The 23,426-nt window shown below is 59.0% G+C and carries 27 protein-coding genes; 18 read left to right on the forward strand and 9 right to left on the reverse strand.

The window, feature by feature from the left end; translation table 11 throughout:
• Nucleotides 1-4: 4 nt before the first annotated feature.
• The 3 genes from FGZ14_RS12390 to FGZ14_RS12400 form a co-directional block, all read right to left on the reverse strand.
• Nucleotides 5-907, reverse strand: coding sequence for an IS3 family transposase (locus tag FGZ14_RS12390; protein ID WP_139920978.1), 903 nt, complete (start codon nucleotides 905-907; stop codon nucleotides 5-7).
• Nucleotides 904-1,185: a transposase gene (locus tag FGZ14_RS12395; RefSeq protein WP_139920976.1), complete on the reverse strand. Its 282-nt coding sequence runs from the start codon at nucleotides 1,183-1,185 to the stop codon at nucleotides 904-906. The genes FGZ14_RS12390 and FGZ14_RS12395 overlap by 4 nt, the downstream gene beginning before the upstream one ends.
• A 324-nt stretch (nucleotides 1,186-1,509) precedes the next feature.
• Nucleotides 1,510-1,761, reverse strand: a complete 252-nt coding sequence (locus FGZ14_RS12400) for a hypothetical protein (RefSeq protein WP_139924567.1) — start codon at nucleotides 1,759-1,761, stop codon at nucleotides 1,510-1,512.
• A 190-nt stretch (nucleotides 1,762-1,951) separates the two neighbouring features.
• On the opposite strand from FGZ14_RS12400, the gene FGZ14_RS12405 reads away from it, so the two are divergent.
• Nucleotides 1,952-2,326, forward strand: a complete 375-nt coding sequence (locus tag FGZ14_RS12405; protein ID WP_139924568.1) for a PH domain-containing protein — start codon at nucleotides 1,952-1,954, stop codon at nucleotides 2,324-2,326.
• 82 nt (nucleotides 2,327-2,408) lie between these two features.
• Complete coding sequence (locus tag FGZ14_RS12410; protein WP_139924569.1) at nucleotides 2,409-2,792, forward strand: hypothetical protein; 384 nt, start codon at nucleotides 2,409-2,411, stop codon at nucleotides 2,790-2,792.
• A 76-nt stretch (nucleotides 2,793-2,868) separates the two neighbouring features.
• Here FGZ14_RS12410 and FGZ14_RS12415 read toward each other — a convergent pair whose 3' ends face one another.
• The 3 genes from FGZ14_RS12415 to FGZ14_RS12425 form a co-directional block, all read right to left on the reverse strand.
• On the reverse strand, nucleotides 2,869-4,908 hold the full coding sequence (locus FGZ14_RS12415) for a S9 family peptidase (protein ID WP_139924570.1): 2,040 nt from the start codon (nucleotides 4,906-4,908) through the stop codon (nucleotides 2,869-2,871).
• A 252-nt stretch (nucleotides 4,909-5,160) separates the two neighbouring features.
• Nucleotides 5,161-6,543 carry an NAD(P)/FAD-dependent oxidoreductase gene (locus tag FGZ14_RS12420; RefSeq protein ID WP_139924571.1) on the reverse strand — a complete coding sequence of 461 codons (1,383 nt, stop codon included), beginning with the start codon at nucleotides 6,541-6,543 and terminating at the stop codon, nucleotides 5,161-5,163.
• A gap of 332 nt (nucleotides 6,544-6,875) precedes the next feature.
• Nucleotides 6,876-7,568, reverse strand: a complete 693-nt coding sequence (locus FGZ14_RS12425) for a carboxypeptidase-like regulatory domain-containing protein (protein WP_180754342.1) — start codon at nucleotides 7,566-7,568, stop codon at nucleotides 6,876-6,878.
• Between the two features lie 116 nt (nucleotides 7,569-7,684).
• Here FGZ14_RS12425 and FGZ14_RS12430 point away from each other — a divergent pair, with 116 nt between their 5' ends.
• From FGZ14_RS12430 to FGZ14_RS12440, 3 genes are all read left to right on the forward strand, one after another.
• Nucleotides 7,685-8,083 carry a metalloregulator ArsR/SmtB family transcription factor gene (locus FGZ14_RS12430; protein WP_139924573.1) on the forward strand — a complete coding sequence of 133 codons (399 nt, stop codon included), beginning with the start codon at nucleotides 7,685-7,687 and terminating at the stop codon, nucleotides 8,081-8,083.
• A 41-nt stretch (nucleotides 8,084-8,124) separates the two neighbouring features.
• Nucleotides 8,125-8,451 (forward strand): ferredoxin, encoded by a 327-nt coding sequence (locus tag FGZ14_RS12435; protein ID WP_139924574.1) that lies wholly within the window; start codon nucleotides 8,125-8,127, stop codon nucleotides 8,449-8,451.
• A gap of 174 nt (nucleotides 8,452-8,625) precedes the next feature.
• Nucleotides 8,626-9,321 carry a YjjG family noncanonical pyrimidine nucleotidase gene (locus tag FGZ14_RS12440; protein WP_139924575.1) on the forward strand — a complete coding sequence of 232 codons (696 nt, stop codon included), beginning with the start codon at nucleotides 8,626-8,628 and terminating at the stop codon, nucleotides 9,319-9,321.
• A 6-nt stretch (nucleotides 9,322-9,327) separates the two neighbouring features.
• Here the strand turns inward: FGZ14_RS12440 and FGZ14_RS12445 are convergent, their stop codons facing one another.
• Nucleotides 9,328-10,038: an SIMPL domain-containing protein gene (locus FGZ14_RS12445; protein ID WP_139924576.1), complete on the reverse strand. Its 711-nt coding sequence runs from the start codon at nucleotides 10,036-10,038 to the stop codon at nucleotides 9,328-9,330.
• 89 nt (nucleotides 10,039-10,127) lie between these two features.
• Between FGZ14_RS12445 and FGZ14_RS12450 the strand changes: the two genes are divergently transcribed.
• A complete protein-coding gene (locus FGZ14_RS12450; RefSeq protein WP_139924577.1) occupies nucleotides 10,128-10,676 on the forward strand; it encodes a hypothetical protein in 549 nt (182 codons plus the stop codon).
• Nucleotides 10,677-10,702: 26 nt separating this feature from the next.
• Nucleotides 10,703-11,029 carry a hypothetical protein gene (locus FGZ14_RS12455; protein ID WP_139924578.1) on the forward strand — a complete coding sequence of 109 codons (327 nt, stop codon included), beginning with the start codon at nucleotides 10,703-10,705 and terminating at the stop codon, nucleotides 11,027-11,029.
• Nucleotides 11,030-11,053: 24 nt separating this feature from the next.
• Here the strand turns inward: FGZ14_RS12455 and FGZ14_RS12460 are convergent, their stop codons facing one another.
• Complete coding sequence (locus FGZ14_RS12460) at nucleotides 11,054-12,052, reverse strand: glycoside hydrolase family 43 protein (protein WP_139924579.1); 999 nt, start codon at nucleotides 12,050-12,052, stop codon at nucleotides 11,054-11,056.
• A gap of 294 nt (nucleotides 12,053-12,346) precedes the next feature.
• On the opposite strand from FGZ14_RS12460, the gene pruA reads away from it, so the two are divergent.
• On the forward strand, nucleotides 12,347-14,017 hold the full coding sequence (gene pruA / locus FGZ14_RS12465; RefSeq protein ID WP_139924580.1) for an L-glutamate gamma-semialdehyde dehydrogenase: 1,671 nt from the start codon (nucleotides 12,347-12,349) through the stop codon (nucleotides 14,015-14,017).
• A 63-nt stretch (nucleotides 14,018-14,080) separates the two neighbouring features.
• Here pruA and FGZ14_RS12470 read toward each other — a convergent pair whose 3' ends face one another.
• Nucleotides 14,081-14,677 carry a Uma2 family endonuclease gene (locus FGZ14_RS12470; RefSeq protein ID WP_139924581.1) on the reverse strand — a complete coding sequence of 199 codons (597 nt, stop codon included), beginning with the start codon at nucleotides 14,675-14,677 and terminating at the stop codon, nucleotides 14,081-14,083.
• Between the two features lie 134 nt (nucleotides 14,678-14,811).
• On the opposite strand from FGZ14_RS12470, the gene FGZ14_RS12475 reads away from it, so the two are divergent.
• The 10 genes from FGZ14_RS12475 to FGZ14_RS12520 all read left to right on the forward strand — a co-directional run bounded on the left by FGZ14_RS12475 (nucleotide 14,812) and on the right by FGZ14_RS12520 (nucleotide 23,245).
• Nucleotides 14,812-15,204: an NADH-quinone oxidoreductase subunit A gene (locus FGZ14_RS12475; protein ID WP_139924582.1), complete on the forward strand. Its 393-nt coding sequence runs from the start codon at nucleotides 14,812-14,814 to the stop codon at nucleotides 15,202-15,204.
• A 69-nt stretch (nucleotides 15,205-15,273) separates the two neighbouring features.
• Nucleotides 15,274-15,828, forward strand: coding sequence for an NADH-quinone oxidoreductase subunit B (locus FGZ14_RS12480; protein WP_110978641.1), 555 nt, complete (start codon nucleotides 15,274-15,276; stop codon nucleotides 15,826-15,828).
• A gap of 68 nt (nucleotides 15,829-15,896) precedes the next feature.
• Nucleotides 15,897-16,460, forward strand: coding sequence for an NADH-quinone oxidoreductase subunit C (locus FGZ14_RS12485; protein ID WP_139924583.1), 564 nt, complete (start codon nucleotides 15,897-15,899; stop codon nucleotides 16,458-16,460).
• 18 nt (nucleotides 16,461-16,478) lie between these two features.
• Nucleotides 16,479-17,747: an NADH-quinone oxidoreductase subunit D gene (locus FGZ14_RS12490; protein ID WP_139924584.1), complete on the forward strand. Its 1,269-nt coding sequence runs from the start codon at nucleotides 16,479-16,481 to the stop codon at nucleotides 17,745-17,747.
• Between the two features lie 22 nt (nucleotides 17,748-17,769).
• A complete protein-coding gene (gene nuoE, locus FGZ14_RS12495; protein ID WP_110978644.1) occupies nucleotides 17,770-18,339 on the forward strand; it encodes an NAD(P)H-dependent oxidoreductase subunit E in 570 nt (189 codons plus the stop codon).
• A 20-nt stretch (nucleotides 18,340-18,359) separates the two neighbouring features.
• Nucleotides 18,360-19,700, forward strand: a complete 1,341-nt coding sequence (nuoF, locus tag FGZ14_RS12500) for an NADH-quinone oxidoreductase subunit NuoF (RefSeq protein ID WP_139924585.1) — start codon at nucleotides 18,360-18,362, stop codon at nucleotides 19,698-19,700.
• Between the two features lie 45 nt (nucleotides 19,701-19,745).
• A complete protein-coding gene (locus FGZ14_RS12505) occupies nucleotides 19,746-20,747 on the forward strand; it encodes a 2Fe-2S iron-sulfur cluster-binding protein (RefSeq protein ID WP_139924586.1) in 1,002 nt (333 codons plus the stop codon).
• Nucleotides 20,748-20,896: 149 nt separating this feature from the next.
• Complete coding sequence (gene nuoH / locus FGZ14_RS12510) at nucleotides 20,897-21,979, forward strand: NADH-quinone oxidoreductase subunit NuoH (protein ID WP_139924587.1); 1,083 nt, start codon at nucleotides 20,897-20,899, stop codon at nucleotides 21,977-21,979.
• A gap of 65 nt (nucleotides 21,980-22,044) precedes the next feature.
• On the forward strand, nucleotides 22,045-22,620 hold the full coding sequence (locus tag FGZ14_RS12515) for an NADH-quinone oxidoreductase subunit I (protein WP_139924588.1): 576 nt from the start codon (nucleotides 22,045-22,047) through the stop codon (nucleotides 22,618-22,620).
• A 112-nt stretch (nucleotides 22,621-22,732) separates the two neighbouring features.
• The gene (locus FGZ14_RS12520) at nucleotides 22,733-23,245 is read left to right on the forward strand and encodes an NADH-quinone oxidoreductase subunit J (protein ID WP_139924589.1); all 513 of its coding nucleotides are present in this window, start codon (nucleotides 22,733-22,735) and stop codon (nucleotides 23,243-23,245) included.
• The last annotated feature ends 181 nt before the right edge of the window (nucleotides 23,246-23,426 follow it).

Consider the following 23,426-nt stretch of genomic DNA (forward strand, 5'->3'; position numbering starts at 1 on the left):
CCAGTTAGAGCGTAGAGAATAGGGCGGTATTTTTAAGTTGTTGGAGGTAAAAGGTTTGCGGGGTCTGATACGCGAGTGCTGAATGCCGGCGCTCGTGGTTGTAGTAGTCGAAATAAGTGGCCACGCTGTGCTGCGCGTCGGCTAAGTCGCGGAACACGGGCCACTCGCGCGGCCCCAGCTCCTCAGTTTTGAGCCGCGACCACAGGCTCTCGGCCTGCGCGTTGTCCAGGCATTCGGCGCGGCGGCTCTGCGAGCGCTGACAGCCGTACTGGTCGAGCAGGGCGCGGTAGGTGTTGGCGCAGTACTGCCCGCCGCGGTCCGAGTGCACCACCAGGCCGGGGGCGGGCCGACGGGCCAGCAGGGCTTGGCGTAAGGCACTGGTGACCAGCTCTTCGGGCATCGTATCGAGCACCCGCCACCCGACCACCTGCCGGGTACAGGCGTCCTGAAAGGCGCACAGGTAGGCCCATTGCCCCGAGGCCAGCGGCAGGTAGGTGATATCGCTGACCCAGACCCGGTTAGGCGTGGTTGGCTTGGGCTGGTCGAGCAGCCGGTTGGGCGCGCAGCGCAGCCCGTGGGTCGAATCGGTGGTGCGCGGGGTGTAGGCGCGGGGCTGCAAGGCCCGCAGCCCATGCCGCCGCATGGCCGAGCGCAGGCGCTGGCGGCCCACGCAGTGGCCCTGGGCTTGCAGCTCGACCCGTAAGCGGCGGGTGCCGTAGCAACGTTTGTGCTGGCCGAAGGCTTCTTTCAGCGCCTCTTCCCAGTTCGCTGCCGTCGGCTGAGCCGGGGTGGGCTGCTGCTGCTTGCGCCAGGCATAGTAGCGGCTGGCGGACACCTGCAGCATCCGGCAGAGCAACTCAACCGCGTAGCTAGTACGCTCCTGGTCAATAAATTGCCAGCAGCTCATCGGGCAGGTGGGGTGGAGAAGATGGCGATGGCTTTTTTTAAAATTTCCAGCTCCTGCTCCAGCCGCCGGTTGGCGGCCCGCAGCTGGCGCACCTCGGCGGCCTCGGCCGGGTCGGCGGGCAGCGGCGGTTGGGCGGCTTTTTGCCACTCATAAATCAGCTTCGGGCGAATGTTGAGGGCGCGGGCCGCCGCCTGCGCCGAGCGGCTCTCACGGGCCACGCGCAGGGCTTCGGCTTTGAAGGCCTCGTCGTATTTGCGGCGCTTATCAGTCTTGTCCATGGGTCGGAAATTACCACCCAATTCTCTCTCCTCTAACTAGACCACCTCAACTTTACCTACAACGGGGTAAAAGCATCATGCCGTTTGCCGTATCGAAGGGTGCTTTCACCAGGTCGGAGGTTGGCGACAGTATTGTTAAGTTTCCGCGCTCTGCAACCTATTACCTGAAAAACAGGCGTACGGGCTCCTTGGGCAGGCTGAATCCTTTATCTGATAGCCTGCCAGAACCTGCTTTCGGGACTGATGGCCGGTTGAGCCACTGAAAAGCTGACGGGTGCGCACTACCGACACTGCACCAGGTGCCGCACCCCGGTCCGGAAAACGTTAGGCAGTGGGCCAGTAGTCGCGGAGCAGGCCCTGCAAATGACTGACGGTAAGCAGACTGGAACGGAAGTGCAGCAAGGGCGTATCCACGTCGCCCACAATCACTTCGATTTCCGAGGAATCGGAGTACCACAAAATGCTGATCAGGGCGTGGCCGAAGTCACGGCAAACTACGCGCCCTTTGTTTTGCCAGGCCTTGGGGCACTCAATAGAATCGCGGAAGCCTAACTCCAGTAGTTCAGCTAGTTTCATGAACAAAAATACTCTGCGGGGAGGCAAAATTAGGGAGCAACTCGGTGTATCGCAAAAAAGCCGGGGCAACCTGCTGGCAGCGCCGGGCGAGGGTAAGCCGAGCGGGGCTCATGAGGACGCTATTCGGGGTGGGCCGGAAGGCGTTTTCTTGTTAGCTTGAGGCATCTTCCACCTTAACCCTCCTCCCCCTATGGGACTTCTCGATGCCATTCTGGGCAACGCGGCCGAAACCGATGCCCAGGAAATTCAACTCGAACTAAGCCAGCTACTGGCTCCCGGCGAGGTAGTGCGCAATGCCTACGCCGTTATCCGCGACCTGCTGGTGTTTACCAGCAAGCGCCTGATTCTGGTGGACAAGCAGGGCGTAACGGGCAAGAAGCGCGAATACCTGAGCATTCCGTACCGCAGCATCGAGCGGTTTTCGATGGAAACTACCGGCCACTTCGACCTGGATGCGGAAATAAAAATCTGGGTGCGGGGCCAGACGGAGCCCATCAGCAAGAACTTCCGCAACGACAAGAACATCCACGACGTGTACCGGGCCCTGAGCGAGTTTGCGCTGTAAGGGAAGGTAGGCAGGTAGCGGTGCAGCATGCAACCATCTGGCCGGCAGGCAGCTCCTGATAGTAACTTTTACTTCCTACCCCATGATGCGTCCGTTACTCTCTATAACCTTGGGCAGCCTGCTGCTGCTAGGTCTGCTGGTTAGCTGTCAGATTGATGAAGAGGCCCAGGAGCCTGATCTGAGCTGTGTTTCGGTGCGCGTACTCGGGCTCAGCTGCAATGGCATGCTCCTGCAGCTAGACGAGAATGTGAACATCGGCAGCTCCATTATGTACCGCGACACGTTGCGCAGGCACGTAGTTGGCACCTACTCTGAGTTGCCGGTTGGGGCCGAGCCGGGCCGGAAGTTTACCCTTGCCCTGCGTACTCCCACGGCTCAGGAAGCTACTTCGCGCCCCTGCCTGGCTATTTATCAAAGCTTCGATGTACCCCAGATGGTAGCAGAATCTGCCCGCTGCAGCAAATAAACCCGCAGCTGACACAGATGCAAAAAGGCCCGTAGCGCTGTGCTACGGGCCTTTTTGCTGGTCACGCCGGTTACGCTTACTGACCGCCAGCGGTGGCAGCTCCTGCTTTCAGGTACTTATCATACCAGGCCAGGTACCGGTCGTAGCGGTCCTTGACGTAGCTGGGTTTGCTGATGCCGTGGAACTGGCCAGGGTAAATAATGAGCTGGGTAGGCACTTTGCGGCTTTGCAGGGCCTGGTACATCTGCTCGGTGTTGAGCAGAGGTACGTTGAAGTCCTTTTCCCCGCACAGAAACAACGTGGGCGTATTGATCTGGCCGGCGTGGAAGAAGGGGTAGGAAATGCGCATCCACACGTCGGGGTGCTCCCAGGGCGTACCCAGCTCGGTTTCGTAGTCGCGGATGTACTGGTCGGTGCCGTAGCCGGCCAGCACGTTGGCAATGCCGGCCCCGCTGGTAGCGGCCTTAAAGCGCGGGTCGCGGGCAATGAGGTGGTCGGTGAGGATGCCGCCGTAGCTCCAGCCGCCCACGCCCAGCCGGTTCGGATCGGCCAGGCCCTGCTGCACGGCGTAGTCCACCACGGCCAGGGCATCGTCGGAGTCCTTATTGCCCCAATCGGCATAAATGGCCCGGCAGTATTCCAGGCCGCGGCCCGAGCTGCCGCGGGGGTTGCCGGCCACTACCGCGTAGCCGTGGGCCGCCAGCACCTGCCACTCCGGCGCGAATCCGTAGGCAAACTGCGACACCGGCCCGCCATGAATCCGGAGCACCGTGGGGTACTTCTGGCCCGCCTGGTAGCCCACCGGCTTCACCATAAACCCGCTGACCAGGGTACCATCCTTGCTTTTGGCCTGCAGGGGCTCCACGGCGCCCAGCTGCACGGTTTTCAGCCAGGCATCATTCTGTTTAGAAAGTGGGCGCAGGCTCTTCTTCTCGAAGGCAAATACCTCATCGGGCAGCAGCGGCTCGCTGTTTACTACTACTACCTGCCCTTTCGGACCCAGCTCAAATTCCGTGATTTCGCGCTTCCCGTCCAGCACCCGCTCTACCTTACCGCCCGTAGCCGGCACCCGGGCCAGCACCTGGGCACGGTCGTCTTCAAGCAGGAAGTAAAGGTGCTTGCCATCTTTCGACCATTGTGGCTTAAGGGTGTTGCGGTCCAGGCCCTGGGTGAGCAGGCGGGGCATGCCACCGGTGGCCGGCACCACGGCCAGCTGGTGCAGGCCGTACACCAGCTGCTCCTTGGGAGCGCCCTCCACGAAGGCTATCCACTTGCCATCGGGGCTCCAGGCGGGGCGGCCGCTCCAGTTGCTGGGGGCGCTGTCGGCCACGTCGGTGGTGGTGAGCTGCCGCGGCTGGGCGCCGGGGGTAGCCTCTATGGCGTACAGGTCGAAGTTGTCGTGGCGGTCGGGGTCCTCGCCGCGCTTGCTCACGAACACCAGCTGGCGGCTATCGGGGCTCCAGGCGGGGGCGTGCTCGTCGTAGCGGCCGGGCGTGAGGTTGATCAGCTTGCGCGCGGCCACGTCGAAGACGTAGAGGTGCTGGCGCTGCTTGTTGAGGTAGCCGTCCACGTCCTGCTTAAACTGAAACCGGTCGATGACGATTACCGGCGGCGTTTTCTTTTTGGCTTTCTGCACCAGCGTGAGCGAGTCGGGGTCGGCGTCGCGGATAATGAGGGCGAGGCGCTTGCCGTCCGGGGCCCACACGTAGTCCTGCACGCTGCCTTTCAGCTTGGTTACTTTCTCGGCCTCGCCGCCGTTGCGGTTCAACAGCCAAAGCTGGGCCTTGCCTTCCTCCCCTTCGCCGCGGCTCGAGAGAAAGCTCAGGTAAGTACCATCGGGCGAGAAGCGCGGAGCGGTTTCGTTGTCGGGGCTGGTGGTTACGCGCAGGTTGCGCGAGCCGTCGTAGCGGGCCATCCACACATCGGCGTTGTTTTTGTCGGCGGCCGTATCGGCCTGGCTGACTACGTAGGTAACCCACTGCCCATCGGGCGAGAAGTGGGCATCTTTTACATCGCGCAGCTGCTGCAGGTCGCGGGCCGTGAGCGGGTGCGGGGCGGTTTGGGCCGCCAGCGCCGTAGGAGCCAGCACTCCGAGCATGAGGAACAGCTTTTTCATAGTGAAGAAGGGAAGAAAGGAATGCCACCAAGGACAAGACGCTCCCCATGAGGTTGCGCCCGGTATCCGGGCAAGATACCAGGTAGGCGGCGCCTACCCCATGGCCGAGGTGCAATAAAAAACCCCACCGGGTAGGTGGGGCGTTTTCTCAATTGTCATATCGGGCACAGCGAGGAACCTGGGTGCGTATTTCAATGAGTGAACCCCGATTCCTCGCTGCGCCCGGAATAGCACTTCTGCTTGTACGTTCGGCTACCCCCCTAACACGGCCGCGTTGGGCGCGGGCACTGGTGGGTTGTACTCGGGGGTGGAGGCGTTCTGCTGGGCGTTGGTTTTGCCTTTGTCGTCCTTGAAATCGTGGCGCTTGTAGGGCCGGATGATGAGGCGCAGAGCCTTATCGGAGCTGAAGTAGCTGATGGCCCAGCTCACCAGCGTAACGGCTTTGTTGCGGAAGCCCACCAGCGTCATCAGGTGCACAAACAGCCAGGTCAGCCAGCCCAGGAAGCCGCCGAAGTGCCGGTCGCCGGGCAGGTCCACCACAGCGCGGTTACGGCCCACAATGGCCATGCTGCCTTTATTGAAGTATTTGAAGGGCTGTAGGGCCTCGCCGGCCAGCAGGCGCTTGAAATTGGCTGCCAGCTGCTCGGCCTGCTGAATGGCTACCGGAGCCAGCATGGGGTAGCCGCGCGGCATTTCCTCGGTTACCAGGTTGGCCACGTCGCCGATGGCGTACACGTTCCGGCTGCCCATTACCCGGTTTATGGTATCCACGTTGATGCGCTTGTTTTTCGCGACTACTTCAGCGGGCAGGCCCTCCACGGCGGCCCCGTTCACGCCAGCGGCCCAAATCAGGTTTTCTGTGCGCAGAAACTCCGTGTCAGAATAGTAGAGCTTGCCGTCCTCGAAGCGGGCTGCCTTAGTGTTCAGGCGGATGTGGATGCCCATTTCCTCCAGATAGGCTTTGGCCTTGTCCTGGGCGTACTTCGACATGGGTCCCAATACCTCCCCGCCCGATTCCACCAGATAGATTTCCATCTGTTTGAGGTCCAGTTCGGGGTAGTCCTGGGGCAGCACGTCCTTGCGCATTTCGGCCAGAGAGCCGCAGATTTCCACACCCGTGGGGCCGCCGCCTACCACTACCACGTTCATCAGGGCCTGGCGCTGCACGGGGTTTTCGCAGAGCAGGGCTTTCTCGAAGTTCTGGAACAGGTAGCTGCGCAGGTTCAGGGCGTTGGGCACGCTCTTGATCTGCATGGCATTGCGCTCAATACTTTCCAGTCCGAAGTAATTAGTGAGGGAGCCGGTGGCAATAACCAGGTGGTCGTAGCGGATTTCGCCGATGTTGGTTACCACGGTGTTGCGCGCATGATCTACCTGCTGCACATCGGCCATGCGGAAAAAGAAATTCGGCTGGCCGGCAAAAATCTTGCGGATGGGGTAGGCAATGCTGTCGGCTTCCAGGGCCCCGGTAGCCACCTGATACAGCAGGGGCTGAAAGTTGTGGTAGTTGTTCCGGTCGATAACCACTACCTGCACGGGTGCATCGGCCAGGTCCTTGGCCAGCCGCAGCCCCGCGAAGCCGCAGCCGATAATGACGATGCGCGGCTGGGTGGTAACCGGAAGATTGGTATCCATATCTGATACAGAATATTGGCGGGGTAAGTACGCGCCGAACTCAGGCAAAAGCGCCAAAATCCTGTACCGAAAACGACCGGCTTAGGTTGTGAAGTAGTGAAGTAGTGCACGAGTGAAGTATCATGGCGAGCATGTGGCGCATCAAGCCAGTGTCAAAACCATCCTTCCTCTCTTTTGTGACAAGCCTGCTAAGCAGATAAGCCCCTGACGATAGTACAGTCGTCAAGGGCTTGTCACGCTTCGAGGGGGTAGTACGTTGGTCAGGACGGATGGCTTCGTGCCTCGCCATGACACCTCTTACCTGTCACCCCATCACCTCATCACTTCATTACCTAATAGTCCACCCCTTCTTTCTTTTTGAATTCCCCATCCTTGACCTGCTTAATGAGCTGCAGCCAGCTGAAGGGGTTCAGCAGGGGGTTATTGGTGGCGGGCGTGGGGCCCATGCCCATGCGGCGCTGCTGGTCGTACTGCTGGTTTTGCAGGGTCTGGCGGTAGTTACCCATGCTGGTCACGGGCAGGGTATTGAACATGCGGCGCATCACCTGCTCGTTGAGCTTTTCGGCGGCGGTTCGGTCACTTTCCGCTGGGGCCCTCATGGCCAGGAAGGCTTCCTTGAAAGCTTTTTCGGTGGCGTACGGAAACACCCGCACTTCAGGCAGCACAGTGGCGTCTTCCTTCAGCTGCACAATCACGGAGTAGCTCTGGCGGGGGTAGTTGGCCGGAATTACCACGTACTGGTTGCGGTAGCCCAGACTCCGAATCACGATACTGTCGCCGGCCAGCACTGGTATAGAAAAGTAGCCGTAGGGATTGGTGGTGGTACCGCGGCCGGCCTTGGGCACAAACACCGCCGCGCCGGGCACACCCAGCAGCGAGTCGCCGGAGGCTACAATGCCCGTGAACTGTACCACCGGGCGCTGGCCCTGCGCCCGGGCGCGGCCGGGCGCCAGCAGCAGGGCTACCAGCACGAACCCGAGCAGGGCGGGCAGAAAAGAAAGACGAATTCGGGCCACTAGGAGCATACAAGGCATTACAGGCGACAAAGATACGGCACTTTCGGGGGCCGCTGGCGGGTTTCAGGTAAATTCGGGCCCGCCGGTTTTGGTTCAGGGTTCTGTTTTCCTGCTTTTGTCTAAAGATGCGCCTCAAACACTTTACCGTTGCATTTGGCCAGCAACTATTCAAAGCCCTCGGCGACGACAGCCGGGTGCGCATTCTGCATTTGCTGTGGCGCAACCAGGAAATGTGCATCTCCGATCTGGAGCAGGTGCTGGATTTCACCCAGACCAAAACCTCTAGGCAACTAGCGTACCTGAAAAATGCGGGCCTCGTGAATTTCCGCCGCCTCGATAACTGGGTGTTTTATTTCATTAAGGACGAAGCCCAGGATTTCCTGCACCAGCTGCTGAGCTACATGGAGCGCGACCCGCAGCTGCTTCACGACCAGAAGATTTACCAGACCCTCTGGTCGAACCGGGAGCTGGCCGCGTATAAGCTGCAAAACCGCCGCTGGACCGGGGTTCCGGATGCGCGCTGAGCGCGGGTGGCGTTCTGTTTTCTTCTTACTTTCTGTTTTCCGTGAAATCATCCGCCGCTCTCACCCGCCTGTTTGTCTGTACTGCCCAGAAAAGTGAAGTGGGCAAGGATGTAGCCAAGGCACTCAAAGTGGAGCTGAAGAAGCAGGGCCTGAAAAACCTGTTTAGCGGCGGCGAAAAGCAGAAGACCCGGGTGCAAACCTGCAACTGCCTTGACTTGTGTAAGCATTGCAAGAAAGGCTCCGGCGCGGCTCTCATCATTTACCCTGAAGGCACGGTGTACGGCGACGTAAAACCCAAGGACGCTGCCGACATTGTGCGCGAACACCTGGGCGAAGGCCAGGTTATTAAACGGCTGCTGATTGAGTAGCCCCTACCCCTGCTCCGAGGCTGAAAGCCCCTACCTGGTTGACACGCGTGCTGTTCGCACCAAGTGGGCTACCCCCTCGCATGACTCCAAACGTCAGCGGGTGTCAACCGGAGCCTGAGCATCTTGCTAGTGCTTACTATTCCCTTCATCACCCCATTTCCTCATCACCTCATTTTGAAATACCGTCATCTTTTCTTCGACCTCGACCATACGCTGTGGGATTTTGAAGCCAATGCCGACGAAACCTTGCGCCACCTCTTTGAGCTGCACGAGCTGGGGCGCTACGGCACCTTCACGGCGGAGGAGTTTATCCGGGTGTACTCCGACATCAACCACGGTTTGTGGCGACTGTACCAGGGTGGCAAAATTACGCAGCAGCAGTTGCGGGCCACGCGCTTCCCGCGCACCTTCGTGAAGCTGGGCCTGACGGAGGCCGACGCGCCCGCCGAGATGTCGTCGCAGTTCACGGACCTCCTGCCTCATAAAACGGCAGTATTCCCTTACACTTACGAGGTGCTTGATTACCTGCGCGACAAGGGCTACACCTTGCACCTGATTACCAATGGCTTCAAGGAAATTCAGTATCTGAAGCTGAGCTCTGCCCGCCTGACGGACTACTTTCAGGAAATAGTTACCTCCGAGTGCTGCGGCCACCTCAAGCCCGATGCCCGCATCTTCCGGCATGCCCTGGAACGCAGCGGCGCTACCGCCCCGGAAAGCCTCATGATCGGCGACAACCTGGAGTGCGACGTGCTGGGCGCCTACAATGCCGGCATCGACCAGGTGTACTTCAACCCCGAAAAACGCCGCCACCTCGCCCAGACGACCTATGAAATCAGTTGCCTGAGTGAATTGAAGAGCATTTTGTAGCTGCTGCTATTCCAGCGCCACCACGGTTTGCACTGCCCCGGCGTACTCAATCAGCTCGGGGGTAAGGCGAAAGCTGCGGCCGCCCATGCCTTTGCCGTATAGCTCCATTTCCACGGGCGGCGTAGTACCCCAGCTGCCTTCTTCGCTGCCTACCTTCTCTTCCACTTGCAACACGGCACCTCGCTTCTGCCCCAGCCCGGCGCACAGCTTATCGGCCGCTTTCAGGGAGTTGCGCAGGGCAATGAGAGTAGCCTCCCGGTGCAGGCTGTCGGCCTGGGTATGGGAATAGCTCAGGTGCCGGATGCTGCTGATGCGGGTTTGCAGCAAAGCCTCCATGAACGGTTCTAAGCGCTTCAGATCGGCCAGCGTAATGGTTAACGACTGCGTGGCCTGGAAGCCGGTGAAAATTTCTTTTCCGTTGCGGTACTCATAGTCTTTGTTGGTTGATACGGTGCTGGTGCGCAGGTCCTGGGCCGTCCGGATAAAGGGTTTTACTACCCCGCTTACCTGCCCGATAACCGCCTGCACTTCCGCCGCTGCCTCTTTCAGCTTAGGCTTGGTGAAGGATACCTGTACCGTAATTTCTGCCTGATCAGGATACGCCGAAATCTTGCCGTAGCCCACCACCGTGATTTGTCGGTTCGGCACCGTGGTAGAGGAAGTGGGAGTGCAGCCGAATAGCAGCAGGGGCAGGCAACTGAGAATAATTCGCTTCATGTAGATTTAAGGCGTCTGGAGGAAGTTGGAGCAGTAGGCAAGTATAGCTCCTCAGAAGCCAACCGCAGCATCCTGGCTACCTTTGCCCCATGATCAGACTGATTGGCCTCTCCGGACGTCGCGGCAGCGGCAAAGACACCATTGCCCGCATGCTGCAGCAGCTGCAACCGGAGCGCAAGTGGCATATCCGCTCCGTGGGCGAGCCGATTAAGGCCGTGTGCGCGGCCCTGGCCGGCGAGGGTGTTTCGCCCTATTTCTCGCAGGCGGGCAAGGCCGAGCGCCTGCCAGCCTTTGGGCGCACCCGGGGCGAAATGCTCCAGCAGGTAGGGCTGGCCCTACGCCAATGGGAGCCTGACATCTGGGTGCAAGCCTTTTTCTCGCGCCTTCCTACCGACCAATGCACTCTTATCCCGGATGTGCGCTTCCCCAACGAGGCCAACCTGATCCGGAGCCGTGGCGGCCTGATGCTGCGCGTGGAAGGCGACCCGCTCCACCAGCGCGGCGACGGCACCCGCGACGACCTGCACCTCAGCGAAACCGCCCTCGACGCCTACCCCCACTTCGACCTCACCCTCCGCAACGAAGGCTCCGTGGCGGAGCTAGAGCAGCAGGTACGGGCGCTGATGGAGCGAGTGTAGAGGGTTCAATGTCAGCGTTATCTTCTATGGAATCAGTTGCCCTCCAAGTTTTCATGGATGCCATTAACGCAATGGCATCTCCTGCTTCCGCTCAGATTCAGCACGGTCAGGTATCTGCTGATGAGCTGGCTCTGGATTGGGAAAATGCCTGGCGCGTATCCGACGGACTACGTGAGGAGCAGGTGATTTCATCAGAAGTTTATGAAGCAGTGGCCCAGATTTATGCAGAATTAGCCGCCATCAAACCTTCTGACAGCTTCTGGTCTGATGAGGCACTTCGGCATGAAAGCCGCTGGGCAGATTTCCGCCTTAGGGTGCAGGCTATATTAACACAGCTTGCGCCTCTTAAATAAGCACCGGAAACGCGCCTTCAGGTTTTACCCCACCGGTCCTTCCTGCTCCTTCCAAGAGGGTGTACCACCTGAGACCAGTTGGGGCCAACCATCTACATACTCCAGCCGGTCTAGCAGCATCACGCGGCGTGAGAAGCCTTGTTCATCATCAATAGCATCGAAGGTGGGCTGCCGGGGGGCGATGGCGTGGTAGGCCAGCCAGTCCTGCCCGGCCGCGTCCGTAACGACGCAGTTGTGGCCGGGAGCGAGCCAGTGCTCATTTCCCTCCAGCAGCATGGCGTAGGGGTTGCCGGTGGCTTCGGCCAGGGTTTCGAAGGGGCCGGTAGCGGCGCGGGACCGGGCCACCAGCACGCCGTAGTGCGCATCGGGGCCGCAGCAGTTGTTGCCAGAGTAAAACAGGTAGTACCAGCCGTGGCGCAGCACTACCCAGCTACCTTCCAGCAGTTGGTCGTAGCGGCGCGGGTCGCCGGCTCCGGCAGGCTCCAACAGAGTTATTTCTTCACTGCCGGGCACGAAGGATAACCGGTCTTCGGCCAGTTCCCGCACCCGCAGCGCCCCGAAGCCGGAACCCCAGTATAGCAGCCGCTGGCCAGTAGCAGGGTCGTCAAACGCCATGGGGTCAATTTCCAGGAAACCTGTGCCGCATTGCAAGGGTGCGCCTATATCCCGGAATGGTCCGGCGGGGGTAGCGGAGGTAGCCACGGCCAGGCAAAGCCCGGCGCCCGAATCGGGTTTGGCCGAGTAATAGAGGTAGTAAATGCCGTTATGCTCGCTTACGTGCGGGGCCCAGAACTTCTGCGTAGTACTCGCCCAAATGGGTTTCTGCGGCAGTCCTTCGCCCAGGTATTCCCAGTCTACCAAATCCAGGGAGCGGCCTACCTGCAGGTTAATGATGAGGTTACCGGGCCGCTTCGTCTGGGTGCCATAGGCGTAATAATAGCCATCCGTCGCCCGGATGATGGTAGGGTCCGGAAAGTCGAAGTCCCAGATAGGGTTGCGGTAGGTAGCGGCGGGTTTGGGCATAACAGCGGGGGTAGGCAGATGTGCTTATGCAAACGGATTCCAACTGGCTTGGATGTCATGCCCTCTCTGAGCCATAGATGCTTCCGGGCTGAAGTGGGTGTGGCACAGACTTCAATGGGTAACCTTTTGCCCGGATGATTTGAATCTGGGGCTACGGGCATAAGTCCTTGCCACACCTGCCCCAGCCCGGAAGCCCACTTGTGGTTTCATGCGAAGCGGGGATTTCGCGCAGGTGGCTACCTTTGCCCCCTACCTCCCTCCACCATCCAAGCCCCCACAAAACCAGTACTTATTATGGCCAACGCCTTCTTTAACGTTCCCGCTCCGATTAACGAACCCGTTAAGGGGTATGCTCCCAACTCGCCTGAGCGCACCGAGCTGCTCAAGACCCTAAAGGAGCTTAAGCAGCAGGAGCGCGACATTCCCATGCACATCGGCGGCCAGGAAGTACGCACCGGCAACACCCAGCGCATCTTCCCGCCCCACGACCACCAGCACACCCTCGGCTACTTCCACGAGGGCGACGCCTCCCACGTACAGCAGGCCATTGACGCCGCCCTGGCTGCCCGCCCCCTGTGGGCCGAGTTGCCTTGGGAGCAGCGCGCGGCCATCTTCCTGAAAGCCGCCGAGCTGCTGGCCGGCCCCTACCGCGCCCGTCTCAACGCGGCCACCATGCTGGGCCAGAGCAAAAACGCCTTCCAAGCTGAAATCGACGCTGCCTGCGAGCTGATCGACTTCTTCCGGTTCAACGTGCACTTCATGCAGGAGCTGTACCACCAGCAGCCCCAGAGCCAGCCCGGCATGTGGAACCGCCTGGAGCACCGCCCCTTGGAAGGCTTCGTATTTGCCCTCACGCCTTTCAACTTCACTTCCATTGCCGGTAACCTGCCTACCTGCGTGGCCCTGATGGGCAACGTGGTGGTATGGAAGCCCGCCTACACCCAGATCTACTCGGCGCAAGTGCTGATGGAACTGTTTAAGGAGGCCGGCCTGCCCGATGGCGTTATCAACCTGATTTACGTGGACGGCCCCGTAGCCGGCGACGTTATTTTCCAGCACCGCGACTTCGCCGGTATCCACTTCACCGGCTCCACGGGCGTGTTCCAGAACATCTGGCAGACGATTGGCCAGAACATCAAGCGCTACAAGAGCTACCCCCGCATCGTGGGCGAAACTGGTGGTAAAGACTTCATTGTGGCGCACCCTTCGGCCCACGCCAAGGCCGTGGCTACGGCCATTACCCGCGGCGCTTTCGAGTACCAGGGCCAGAAGTGCTCGGCCGCCTCGCGTATCTACCTGCCCAGCAACCTCGCCGACGAAATTCTGGGCTACGTGAAGCAGGACCTCGCCTCGTTCAAGATGGGCGACGTGGAGGACTTCTCGAACTTCATCAACGCCGTTATCAGCGAAACGTCCTTCGACAAGCTGGCCAAGTACATTGATGGAGCCAAAGCCGACAGCAACGCCGAAATAGTGGCCGGCGGCGGCTACGATAAGTCGAAGGGTTACTTCATCGAGCCTACGGTTATCGTGACCAAGGACCCGAAGTACACCACCATGTGCGACGAGCTGTTCGGCCCCGTGGTAACCGTGTATATCTACGACGAAGCCGAGTTCGAGCAAACCCTGGAGGTAGTAGATTCCACCTCGCCCTACGCCCTCACCGGCGCTATCTTCTCCCAGGACCGCTACGCCATTGAGCTGGCCTCGAAGAAGCTGGTGCAGGCCGCCGGCAACTTCTACATCAACGACAAGCCCACCGGCGCCGTGGTGGGCCAGCAGCCCTTCGGCGGGGCCCGCGCTTCCGGCACCAACGACAAAGCCGGCTCCCTGCTGAACCTGCTGCGCTGGGTGTCGCCGCGCGCCATCAAGGAAACCTTCGTGCCCGTAACCGACTACCGCTACCCCTTCCTGGGCGTGGAAACCGGCGAAAACCTGAACGTAACCGGCCAGGGCGGTTTCTAAGCTAGTTTGATTGGGTTTTACAGAAAAGGCCGCTTCGGGATTCCGGAGCGGCCTTTTTGCTGCCTAGCTGGTGCGAGGCTTGTCCAGCTGAGGCTGAATATCTAATTCAACATATATGTCGGTTAGGGGCAGCGCAATACCCAGTTCCGGGATGGTTACGGCATCCTCCTGGCTGGCTAACGGCGTGAACGACCACACGCCCGAGGGCTCCCGCCGGTACCACTCCACCAGCCAGCTGTTCGCCGATACCAGCAGGTAGTGTTGCAGGGAAGGCAGCTGAGTGTACCGGCTAAATTTCCACACCCGGTCGTGACTTTCCGTGCCCGGCGACAGAACCTCGATGATGAGCACCGGATGCTGCATCACCACCTTGTCCGGCGAATCATCGGCGTGACAGGTCACCATCACGTCGGGGTAAGTGTATAGTTCACCCTGCAGCACGGCCAAGCGAATGTTCTCTGCATACACGCGGCATCCCCTGCCCCGAAGCGAATTACGTAAGCTCATGACACAATTCAACACCGTAAGATTGTGCGCGCCTACCCCGCCCGACATAGCAAACACTTCGCCGCGGTAAAACAGATGCCTTTCTTCTGAGGCCTCCTCCAGAGCGAAATATTCCTCCACGGTGTAGTGGCGGGTGGTAGCTAATTGTTCCATGCGGGGTAGGAAAGTGGTTTCTCACCAAAGATACACCTTTCCCCTACCTCCCGAATTCACCTTTGTTCCCAACTGCCCAAGCGCTACCTTTGCCTTCCATGCCGTTTCTGAGCGGCCTTACTCCGTCGATGTCTATGCTTCTCGCTGTTCCGGCCCAATACCAGCCCTCTGATTTTCTGCCGATTATCGTGCAGTTCGTCCTGGCCATTGCCTTCGTTGCTTTTTCCATGATAGCCTCGCACTTGCTAGGGCCGCGCCGGAAAAGCGTAGTAAAAGATGAAGCCTTCGAGTGCGGCATCGAATCGGTGGGCAACGCCCGCACCCCGATTTCGGTGAAGTACTTCCTCACGGCCATTCTGTTTGTACTTTTTGATGTGGAGGTAATCTTCATGTATCCCTGGGCCGTGAACTTCCGCGCCCTGGGCACTACCGGTTTCATCCAGATGATTGTGTTCTTGGCCCTGCTGATGACGGGCTTTGCCTACGTCATCAAAAAGGGTGTTTTACGCTGGAACGAGTCGCGCTAAAGCAACCTTTGGCCCTGGGCCTGTGTTGCCTGAATGAAGCCCCACGCTTCCTCAAACTGACTGACCCTCATGGAAAATAGAGCTCCTGAAATCAAAATGGTAGATGCACCGGAAGGCCTGGAAGGTGCCGGTTTCTTTGCTACCTCCCTGGAGAAAGTAGTGGGTATTGCCCGCGCCAACTCCCTCTGGCCCCTGCCCTTTGCTACCTCCTGCTGCGGCATCGAGTTCATGGCAACCATGGGCGCCCGCTACGACATTTCCCGCTTCGGCTCCGAGCGACCTTCTTTCTCGCCCCGGCAAGCCGACCTGCTGATGGTGATGGGTACCATTGCCAAGAAGATGGCCCCCATTGTAAAGCAGGTGTATGAGCAGATGGCTGAGCCCCGCTGGGTGCTGGCCATGGGTGCCTGCGCCTGCTCGGGTGGTATCTTCGATACGTACTCCGTGCTCCAGGGCATCGACCGCATCATTCCCGTGGACGTGTACATCCCCGGCTGCCCGCCCCGCCCCGAGCAGGTACTCGACGGCCTGATGCGCATTCAGGACCTGGCCAAAAACGAATCCCTCCGCCGCCGCAACTCGCCTGAGTACCAGGCCCTGCTGGCGTCTTACAATATCAAGTAGTTAGTAGTAGGTATTGGGAAGGTTCTGTGCTTTCCCAATATCTACTACCTGATACCCAATACCAAACAATGGCTGATCAGAACGAATCCCCGGCGGCCCAGGAAGCCGCCGCTGCCCAGGACCCGGCAACGCAGAAAAACGCGCAGCTGCTGGCCCTGCTGCACCGCTTGTTCGGCGCGGACACGTTCACCGACGTGGAAGAGCCTTACGGTCTGCTGACCGCTACGACCACGCGGGAACGGATTCACGATATCATTGCCGGCCTGCAGCAAGATCAGGAGCTTCAAGTGAACTTCCTGACCACTATGTGCGGCATGCACTTCCCCGATAAGGAAGGTCAGGAACTGGGCATGGTGTATCACCTGCACAGCCTGGTGCACAACGTGCGGCTGCGCCTGAAAATCTTCTTCCCTATCAATGACCCGGTAGTGCCCACCATGACGGACCTCTACTCCACTGCCAACTGGATGGAGCGTGAGGCTTACGACTTCTTTGGCATTCAGTTTCCGGGCCACCCTAACCTCATTCGCATCCTCAATGTGGAGGACATGGACTACCACCCCATGCGCAAGGAATACGCGCTGGAAGATGGTACCCGCGAAGACAAAACCGACCTTTTCTTCGGCCGCTAGGCCCCTGATACCTTTATCATGGCAGTAAACGATACGCTGGAAGGCACCCGCAAAATTGTGGAAGAGGCCGAAGTGCAGAGACCCAATCTGCACCCACTGGCGCCTTCCGTCAACGACTTCAACCAGGAGCTGACCACGCTCAACCTGGGCCCTACCCACCCCGCTACCCACGGCATCTTCCAGAACATTCTGCAGATGGACGGCGAGCGGATTGTTTCGGGTGTACCTACCATTGGCTACATCCACCGCGCCTTCGAGAAGATTGCGGAGCGCCGGCCTTTCTATCAGATTACGCCCCTGACGGACCGTATGAACTACTGTTCGTCGCCCATCAACAACATGGGCTGGCACATGACGGTAGAGAAGCTGCTGGGGGTAGAAGTACCCAAGCGCGCCCAGTACATGCGCGTGATTCTGATGGAGCTGGCCCGTATTTCGGACCACCTCATCTGCAACGGCATTCTGGGGGTAGATACCGGAGCCTTCACCGGTTTCCTCTACCTGATGGATGAGCGGGAGAAGATTTACGAAATCTACGAGGAAGTAAGCGGTGCCCGCCTGACCACCAACATGGGCCGCGTAGGCGGTATGGAGCGCGACTTCACCGATGTAGCCATCGAGAAGTTGCGGACTTGGCTGAAAACCTTCCCGGCCGTGATGAGCGAGTTCGAGAAGATGTTCAACCGCAACCGCATCTTCATGGACCGTGTGGTCGATGTAGGTGCTATTTCCGCCGAACGTGCGCTGAACTACGGCTTCACGGGTCCTAACCTGCGGGCCGCCGGTGTCGATTACGACGTGCGGGTGATGAACCCTTACTCCAGTTACCAGGATTTCGAGTTTGAAATTCCGGTAGGGACTAAGGGCGACACCTACGACCGGTTCATGGTGCGCAACGAGGAAATCTGGCAGAGCCTGCGCATCATCAATCAGGCGCTGGAAAACCTGCCCCAGGGCCCCTATCACGCCGACGCACCTCACTACTACCTGCCGCCCAAGCAGGCCGTGTACAAGAACATGGAAGCCCTCATTTATCACTTCAAGATTGTGATGGGCGAGATTGAGGCTCCGGTGGGCGAGGTGTACCACTCGGTAGAAGGTGGCAATGGGGAGTTAGGTTTCTACCTGGTTTCTGATGGAGGCCGCACGCCCTACCGCCTGCACTTCCGTCGGCCTTGCTTCATCTACTACCAGGCCTACACCGAGATGGTAACCGGCCAGACGCTCTCCGACGCCATCGTGACGCTGTCGTCGATGAACGTAATTGCCGGCGAGCTGGACGCGTAGTTTTTTGCTGAATTTGACTTTTATGGAGACGACTGCCGTCAAGCCGCAATTTTCCGAAGCCGCCCAGGCTGAAATCAAGCGTCTGCTCACCCACTACCCTGATGACCGCCGGAAGTCAGCCCTGCTGCCCGTTCTGCACATTGCACAGGCCGAGTTCGGTGGTTGGGTAAGCCCCGAGGTGCAAGACCTAGTGGCCGAGGTATTGGATATCAAGCCCATTGAGGTATATGAGGTTGCTACCTTCTATACGATGTTCAACCTCAAGCCAGTAGGCAAGCACGTACTGGAAATCTGTCGGACGGGCCCTTGCATGCTGCGCGGCTCCGATGAGCTGACAGCTCACCTGGAGCGCATCACCGGCGCCAAAGTGGGCGGGCCGGCTTCGGCTGACGGCTTGTTCACCCTAAAGGAAGTAGAGTGTCTGGCGGCTTGCGGCTTTGCCCCCATCGTGCAGGTGCGCGAGAAGTACTACGAGCAGCTCGACACTCCGGAAGCCGTGGATGCCATGCTTACTGAGCTACGCAACCAAGTGCACCGCCCCGCCTTGCCGTGGGAAGAAACCGGCTTGCCCAACGCGCTGGCCAACAACTAACGTCTTTCAGCTCTGAATCTATGGGACGCAAACTGCTGACCGAACATATTAACGTTGAAGGCATTAACACCTTTGAGGTGTACCGCAAACACGGCGGTTACCGCTCGGTGGAGAAGGCCCTCAAGACGATGACCCCCGACGAGGTGGTGGAAGAAGTGAAGAAGTCGGGCCTGCGGGGCCGCGGCGGCGCTGGCTTCCCTACCGGTATGAAGTGGAGCTTCCTGGCCAAGCCCGAAGGAGTGCCGCGCTACCTCGTTTGCAACGCCGACGAATCGGAGCCGGGTACCTTCAAGGACCGGCAGCTGATGTCGAAGCTACCCCACCTGCTCATCGAGGGCATGATTACGAGCTCGTACGCCCTGGGCGCCAACACCTCGTACATCTACATCCGCGGGGAGCTGTTGTACGTGCTGCGCATCCTGGAAAAAGCCATTGCCGAAGCTTACGCGGCAGGTTTCCTGGGCAAGAACATCCTGGGCTCGGGCTACGACCTGGACCTGCACGTGCATCCCGGCGGCGGTGCCTACATCTGCGGGGAGGAAACGGCTCTGCTGGAATCCTTGGAAGGCAAGCGCGGTAATCCGCGCAATAAGCCCCCGTTCCCGGCTGTGCAGGGTTTGTACGCCCGCCCCACGGTAGTAAATAACGTGGAATCTATTGCCGCGGTACCGGTTATCGTGAACGAGGGTGGCGACGAGTACGCCAAGATTGGTGTGGGCCGGAGCACCGGCACCAAGCTGATTTCAGCTTGCGGACACCTCAACAAGCCCGGCATCTATGAAATTGAATTAGGCCTGCCCGTTGAAGAGTTCATCTATTCCGATGAGTACTGCGGCGGCATTTGGAAAGGTCGCGACCTGAAAGCGGTGGTAGCCGGTGGTTCTTCGGTGCCGATTCTGCCCAAGGAGCTCATCCTGAAAACAGCCGCCGGCGAAAACCGCCTCATGACCTATGAGTCACTTTCGGATGGTGGTTTCGTGACGGGTACTATGCTGGGTTCCGGTGGCTTTATTGCCATGGACGAAACGACCTGCATCGTGCGCAATACCTGGAACTTCTCCCGCTTCTACCACCACGAGTCGTGCGGGCAATGCTCACCCTGCCGCGAGGGAACAGGCTGGATGGAAAAGGTGCTGCACCGCCTGGAGCACGGCCACGGCCACATGGAGGACATCGACCTGCTGGTAAGTGTTGCCAAGCAAATCGAGGGTAACACCATTTGCCCACTTGGTGAAGCTGCCGCTTGGCCCGTTGCCGCCGCTGTACGTCATTTCCGCCACGAGTTTGAGTGGCACGTGACCCACGCCAAGGAAGCGGCCCAGCCCGGCGCCGTGTACCGGGCTAATGCCGTGCTGGTTTAATTTCTAGTAACTGACTTTCTCTTCCCGATCAGGAAGCTTTGAATAATGGCTAAAATAACTTTCGACGGCGTTGAGGTAGAAGTTCCGGACGGAACCACTATCCTGAATGCTGCCCGCCAGATTGGGGGTAGCATTGTGCCCCCGGCCATGTGCTACTACACCCCGCTGAAAGGCTCGGGCGGTAAATGCCGTGCCTGCCTTGTGCGGGTAGCTGCCGGTTCGGCCAAGGACCCGCGCCCCATGCCCAAGCTGGTTGCCTCGTGCGTAACACCGGTGCAGGATGGCATGGTAGTGGAAAACACTACCTCCGAACAAGTGCTAAACGTGCGCAAGGGCATCGTGGAGATGCTGCTCATCAACCACCCGCTGGACTGCCCCGTGTGCGACCAGGCTGGGGAGTGCGACCTGCAGAACTTCGCCTTCGAGCACGGCGTGAGCACCACCCGCTACCAGGAAGAGCGTCGCACCTTCGAGAAAATCGACATTGGGCCGCTGATTCAGTTGCACATGACGCGCTGCATCCTGTGCTACCGCTGCGTGTACACGGCCAATCAGATTACCGATAACCGGGTGCATGGCGTGCTGGGCCGCGGCGACGCTGCCGAAATCGGCACGTACATAGAGAACATCATCGACAATGACTTCTCTGGCAACGTCATCGACGTATGCCCGGTAGGTGCCCTCACCGACAAGACGTTCCGCTTTAAGTCGCGCGTGTGGTTTACGAAGCCCGTGAATGCTCACCGTGACTGCCCTAAGTGCTCCGGTAATGTGGTCCTTTGGTACAAAGGCAAAGACGTGCTGCGCACGACGGCCCGCAAAGACCAGTACGGTGAAGTGAAAGAGTGGATCTGCAACGAGTGCCGCTTCGAGAAAAAGGAAACCTCGGACTGGACTATCGAAGGTCCCGCCCACATCGACCGTTCTTCGGTAATTTCGGCCAACCACTACGAGCTACCCGTCCTTAACCAGTCGGTAATAGCTGACCTGCCCGAAAGCACTCAGCGTGATTTGGAAAAGAATCCACCGCTTAAGCTGGGTAGCTAGCGCCAAAGGTCCTGTCCTCCTGAGCGGAGCGAAGGACCTCTACAGAAGGTAACCTCTTTTGATTAATTAGAAGTAGAGGTCCTTCGTCACTGGCTTGATTCGCCGCATGCTCAGGAGGACAGCATTTTTACCAGATTTCAACCTTTCCAATGATTGAACTACCCGCACTAGGCTGGCAATCCATTGTCATCTTCGTCGTATTTGCGCTTTCGCTGCTGATTGCGACTTATTGCACGTATGCTGAGCGCGTTATTGCCGCGTTTCTGCAGGACCGGGTAGGCCCGGACCGCGCCGGCCCCTACGGCTTGCTGCAGCCCTTGGCCGACGCCGTAAAGATGTTCACGAAGGAAGAGTTCTTCCCTGGTGGCGCTAACAAGGCACTGTTCATCTTCGGCCCCTGTCTGGCCATGATTACAGCCCTGATGTCGTCGGCGGTAATTCCGTTCGGCAACAACGTTAGCTTCGGCAACAACAACTTCTTCCTGCAGGGCATCGAGGTAAACATAGGAATGCTGTGGGTATTCGGCGTGGTGTCCTTGGGGGTGTACGGCGTGATGATTGGCGGCTGGGCTTCCAACAATAAGTTCTCCCTGCTCGGCGCGGTGCGCGCTGCTTCCCAAAACATCAGCTACGAGCTGGCTATGGGCATGTCCCTGATTGCCGTCTTGATGATGTCGGGTACGCTGAGCCTGCGCGAAATCACCCTGCAACAGTCAGTGCCCGGCGAATGGGTGATGTGGAACATCGTGAAGCAGCCCCTGGGCTTTATCATCTTCTGCGTGTGCGCCTTCGCCGAGACTAACCGTACACCCTTCGACTTGCCGGAGTGTGAAACGGAGCTGGTAGGTGGCTACCACACCGAATACTCCTCCATGAAACTGGGTCTGTACCTCTTCGCGGAGTACATCAACATCTTCGTGGCTTCGGCCGTGATGAGCGTGCTTTACTTCGGGGGCTTCAACTTCCCCTTCCAGTATGAGCTGCGCGACTGGTTGGTGAGCAGCCAGAGCTGGGAGCTGGCTTCGGCTCAGAACCTGATTACGATACTGGGTACGGTGGGCCTGTTCGCCAAAATCTTCGGCTTCATCTTCTTCTTTATGTGGGTGCGCTGGACTCTACCGCGCTTCCGCTACGACCAGCTGATGCGCCTGGGCTGGACCATCCTCATTCCCCTGGCCGTTGTCAATATCCTCATCACCGGCGGGCTCATCCTGTTCGGGGTGATTAAGTAACTTTCCATTCCTACCCCGCTGCGCCCGCCTAAACTTGGGCTGGATGCAACACGGTCTGACGATATATGCAACTCACTAACAGAGCCAAGAAATTAGAGAAGAAGCCCATGACCCTGGCCGAGCGGGCCTACCTACCTGCCATCTTCCAGGGTCTGAGCATCACGATGCGCCACTTCTTTATGAAGAAGGCCACCGTGCGCTACCCCGAGGAAGTGCGGCCCTTCTCCCCCGTATTCCGTGGTCTGCACGTGCTTAAGCGCGATGAGCAGGGTCGGGAGCGGTGCACGGCCTGCGGCCTCTGCGCCGTGGCCTGCCCGGCCGAAGCCATTACCATGGTAGCCGGTGAGCGGAAGAAGGGTGAAGAAGGCCTCTACCGCGAGGAGAAGTACGCCATCAGCTACGAAATCAACATGCTGCGCTGCATCTTCTGCGGCCTTTGCGAGGAGGCTTGCCCGAAAGCGGCCGTGTACCTGCAGCCCGACAAAATTGCTCCCCCACGCTACGAGCGGGATGAGTTTGTTTACGGTAAGGACCGCCTGGTAGAGCCGGTGTCGCCGGATGCGCGCTCGGTGCGCGGCATTCAGCTGACGCCGGAGCAGGCGAACGCGCTGCGTAATAAACTGGCGCAGCAACCGGCTTAAACGGTAGCGCGAAGCTCCAGCTTCGCGTTTCGGAGGATGGCGGCTACCCGTCGTCACAACGAAAATCGTTCAACGACACGCGAAGCTGGAGCTTCGCGCCACAGGTATCCCAATGTCTCCACTCTTTCTCTTCCTGACTTTTGTGGCGCTGCTGAGCGCGCTGGGGGTAGTATTTGCCAAAAACCCGGTACACAGCGTGCTGTTCCTTATCCTGACGTTCTTTGCCTTATCGGGTCATTACCTGCTGTTAAACGCGCAGTTTCTGGCGGCCGTGAACATTATCGTGTATGCAGGCGCTATCATGGTGCTGTTCCTGTTTGTGATTATGTTCCTGAACCTGAACGTGGACACGGAGCCTCACAAGCCGGCCCTGGCCAAGATTGCCGCCGCTGTTGCCGGCGGTTCTCTGCTGCTTATTCTGGTAGCAGCCCTCAAGGACGTACAGCCCACCGGTGTTCCTCTGGACGCCAGCTTCGACTCGCAGATTGGCATGGTGGACCGCCTCGGGCTGGTACTCTATCAGCAGTATCTACTGCCCTTTGAGCTAGCCTCGGTGCTGTTTCTGGTAGCCATGGTAGGGGCAGTAATGCTTGGTAAGCGAGAAGCCGGAGAGAGAAACTTCTAAGCAACGATAACATGTAGGAAAGGCCGCTGAAGATTCAGCGGCCTTTTTGTTTACCGGCAGTACGACCTAGCCCGAGAGGCATTAAGGATAAGCCTTTAGCGCATCTGTCAAGCAGTAATTTTGAGGTTCCTGCAGTCAGGATGACTACCCTGGCTTGAAAGCGAAGCGCTTTGCAATAGTA

The sequence above is a fragment of the Hymenobacter sp. DG01 genome (assembly GCF_006352025.1).
GTDB lineage: Bacteria > Bacteroidota > Bacteroidia > Cytophagales > Hymenobacteraceae > Hymenobacter.

What these genes read in the sequence shown, in the direction of transcription:
- FGZ14_RS12400 (WP_139924567.1), bottom strand. Translation starts at nt 1,761, where the DNA reads ATGAAACTAGCTGAACTACTGGAGTTAGGCTTCCGCGATTCTATTGAG.
- nuoH (WP_139924587.1), top strand. Translation starts at nt 20,897, where the DNA reads ATGATTGAACTACCCGCACTAGGCTGGCAATCCATTGTCATCTTCGTC.
- nuoE (WP_110978644.1), top strand. Translation starts at nt 17,770, where the DNA reads ATGGAGACGACTGCCGTCAAGCCGCAATTTTCCGAAGCCGCCCAGGCT.
- FGZ14_RS12475 (WP_139924582.1), top strand. Translation starts at nt 14,812, where the DNA reads ATGCTTCTCGCTGTTCCGGCCCAATACCAGCCCTCTGATTTTCTGCCG.
- FGZ14_RS12430 (WP_139924573.1), top strand. Translation starts at nt 7,685, where the DNA reads ATGCGCCTCAAACACTTTACCGTTGCATTTGGCCAGCAACTATTCAAA.
- FGZ14_RS12470 (WP_139924581.1), bottom strand. Translation starts at nt 14,677, where the DNA reads ATGGAACAATTAGCTACCACCCGCCACTACACCGTGGAGGAATATTTC.
- FGZ14_RS12425 (WP_180754342.1), bottom strand. Translation starts at nt 7,568, where the DNA reads ATGCTCCTAGTGGCCCGAATTCGTCTTTCTTTTCTGCCCGCCCTGCTC.
- FGZ14_RS12480 (WP_110978641.1), top strand. Translation starts at nt 15,274, where the DNA reads ATGGAAAATAGAGCTCCTGAAATCAAAATGGTAGATGCACCGGAAGGC.
- FGZ14_RS12410 (WP_139924569.1), top strand. Translation starts at nt 2,409, where the DNA reads ATGATGCGTCCGTTACTCTCTATAACCTTGGGCAGCCTGCTGCTGCTA.
- pruA (WP_139924580.1), top strand. Translation starts at nt 12,347, where the DNA reads ATGGCCAACGCCTTCTTTAACGTTCCCGCTCCGATTAACGAACCCGTT.
- FGZ14_RS12460 (WP_139924579.1), bottom strand. Translation starts at nt 12,052, where the DNA reads ATGCCCAAACCCGCCGCTACCTACCGCAACCCTATCTGGGACTTCGAC.
- FGZ14_RS12390 (WP_139920978.1), bottom strand. Translation starts at nt 907, where the DNA reads ATGAGCTGCTGGCAATTTATTGACCAGGAGCGTACTAGCTACGCGGTT.
- FGZ14_RS12415 (WP_139924570.1), bottom strand. Translation starts at nt 4,908, where the DNA reads ATGAAAAAGCTGTTCCTCATGCTCGGAGTGCTGGCTCCTACGGCGCTG.
- FGZ14_RS12450 (WP_139924577.1), top strand. Translation starts at nt 10,128, where the DNA reads ATGATCAGACTGATTGGCCTCTCCGGACGTCGCGGCAGCGGCAAAGAC.
- FGZ14_RS12485 (WP_139924583.1), top strand. Translation starts at nt 15,897, where the DNA reads ATGGCTGATCAGAACGAATCCCCGGCGGCCCAGGAAGCCGCCGCTGCC.
- FGZ14_RS12505 (WP_139924586.1), top strand. Translation starts at nt 19,746, where the DNA reads ATGGCTAAAATAACTTTCGACGGCGTTGAGGTAGAAGTTCCGGACGGA.
- FGZ14_RS12395 (WP_139920976.1), bottom strand. Translation starts at nt 1,185, where the DNA reads ATGGACAAGACTGATAAGCGCCGCAAATACGACGAGGCCTTCAAAGCC.
- FGZ14_RS12405 (WP_139924568.1), top strand. Translation starts at nt 1,952, where the DNA reads ATGGGACTTCTCGATGCCATTCTGGGCAACGCGGCCGAAACCGATGCC.
- FGZ14_RS12520 (WP_139924589.1), top strand. Translation starts at nt 22,733, where the DNA reads ATGTCTCCACTCTTTCTCTTCCTGACTTTTGTGGCGCTGCTGAGCGCG.
- FGZ14_RS12445 (WP_139924576.1), bottom strand. Translation starts at nt 10,038, where the DNA reads ATGAAGCGAATTATTCTCAGTTGCCTGCCCCTGCTGCTATTCGGCTGC.
- FGZ14_RS12455 (WP_139924578.1), top strand. Translation starts at nt 10,703, where the DNA reads ATGGAATCAGTTGCCCTCCAAGTTTTCATGGATGCCATTAACGCAATG.
- FGZ14_RS12515 (WP_139924588.1), top strand. Translation starts at nt 22,045, where the DNA reads ATGCAACTCACTAACAGAGCCAAGAAATTAGAGAAGAAGCCCATGACC.
- nuoF (WP_139924585.1), top strand. Translation starts at nt 18,360, where the DNA reads ATGGGACGCAAACTGCTGACCGAACATATTAACGTTGAAGGCATTAAC.
- FGZ14_RS12420 (WP_139924571.1), bottom strand. Translation starts at nt 6,543, where the DNA reads ATGGATACCAATCTTCCGGTTACCACCCAGCCGCGCATCGTCATTATC.
- FGZ14_RS12490 (WP_139924584.1), top strand. Translation starts at nt 16,479, where the DNA reads ATGGCAGTAAACGATACGCTGGAAGGCACCCGCAAAATTGTGGAAGAG.